The organism is uncultured Microscilla sp. (assembly GCF_947493425.1).
Classification (GTDB): domain Bacteria; phylum Bacteroidota; class Bacteroidia; order Cytophagales; family Microscillaceae; genus Microscilla.
The window spans coordinates 1-1441 of sequence record NZ_CANLRP010000380.1 but is presented as its reverse complement, the minus strand read 5'-3'; the positions used below and the strand labels follow the sequence as shown (position 1 = coordinate 1441).

Sequence of the window (1441 nt, the reverse complement as noted above, 5' to 3'; positions counted from 1 at the left end):
TTTTTTCTTATGAAAAATAAACAGTTAAAAAAAGCCCTGAGGAAAGCCCGCGGTGGGGCGGGGAGCCATTTTGCGCGTAAAGGCCACTGGGCGGCACGAGGCGGAAGGAGGGAACCGCAAGACGCATGACAGCCCTGACGACCGAAGGGAGAAAGGGCTGGCGAGCGGCTTTGCTGACCGACTGACAACGAGTACCAAATAACCGGGCAGGGGAGGATTTGACAACTACTCAAATAATTACGAATGAAAGAATTACGAATTACGAATGAGAAAAAAGACGATGCTATTTAATTCGTAATTCGTAATTGAAAAATTCGTAATTAAAGAACTATGTATAGCAAATTCAGCAACGACTCCTTGTCAAAATCATACTCCAGGTGAACGTTTAACCGATTGCTCAGCTTGTTTAACTTACGCTTTAGATCACGCTGCACCCCCGCCAAACCACAAGCCCTGGGCTCCACCCGCTGCAACAAAGGCAACAACTTAGCCAACCGACGGCTATAGTGGCGCTTGTCGCCAGGCATCGACAACGCCTCATAATAAGGCAACAAATCAGCCAAAGGAACCTCAGGCGCATAACCAATCAAATCATTCATTGTCAGCGGTTTATTTACTTTTACCTTCAACAACAATCGGTATTTAGGCGTGTCAAGCCCCACAAACCCCAACAAACGACGCGTCACCAATACCAAATCCTCAGGCACCACACCCAAACCCACATCCGCCACCAACTCCACCGGATAATCCAGCAAATCAGCCCCATAACGATGCTGGCGACTTTGCAAAATATTCTTAGACAAATTGTATAAACAAAACTCTACATAATACCCAAAAGAAGACACCCCAGGTTGGTAAGCAGCACAAATGTTCGCCCAACCACCCTCAAGCAAACGCACATACAAATCTTGTTGTAAGTCTTCCCGCTGATCAGGATGAATCATTCTTTTGTACACACATTTTTGACTCACTTTCCGGATTTGCTCCGCTATAAAAGAAGCCTCATCCACCAAGGCTAAAGTATGAGATAATGACATAAGAAAATTGAAGTTAGAAAATGAAAAGAATTACGAATTGTTTAATTACGAATTACGAATGGCGAATTACGAAGAATAAATAAGGCATCAATCATCAGAAACAACGAAATGAGAAATTCGAGCGCTTTTTTTGTTCTTTGATGGAGCCTTTAGCCGTTAGCTGTTAGCCTTTTTGTTCTTTGATGGAGCTTTTAGCTGTTAGCCTTTAGCTTTTGTTTGGCTGTTTGTAGGGAGCTTTTAGCCTTTTTTAACTACTGACTCCTGACTACCGACTAAAAAACTACTAACTCCCGACTCCCGACTAAAAAACTAAAAAACTAATCACTGAGCGGATGCACTTTGTCTATTTCCTGTTGCAACTCCTCCAAATGAGCCACCCGGTAACGTTCGGTGCTGCTTATCCG

The 1441-nt window shown here is 43.7% G+C and carries 1 protein-coding gene; it reads right to left on the bottom strand.

Annotation, left to right across the window (positions count from 1 at the left end; all coding sequences use genetic code 11):
- Positions 1-320: 320 nt before the first annotated feature.
- Positions 321-1037: a hypothetical protein gene (locus tag Q0954_RS33870; RefSeq protein ID WP_299466494.1), complete on the bottom strand. Its 717-nt coding sequence runs from the start codon at positions 1035-1037 to the stop codon at positions 321-323.
- Positions 1038-1441: the final 404 nt, after the last annotated feature.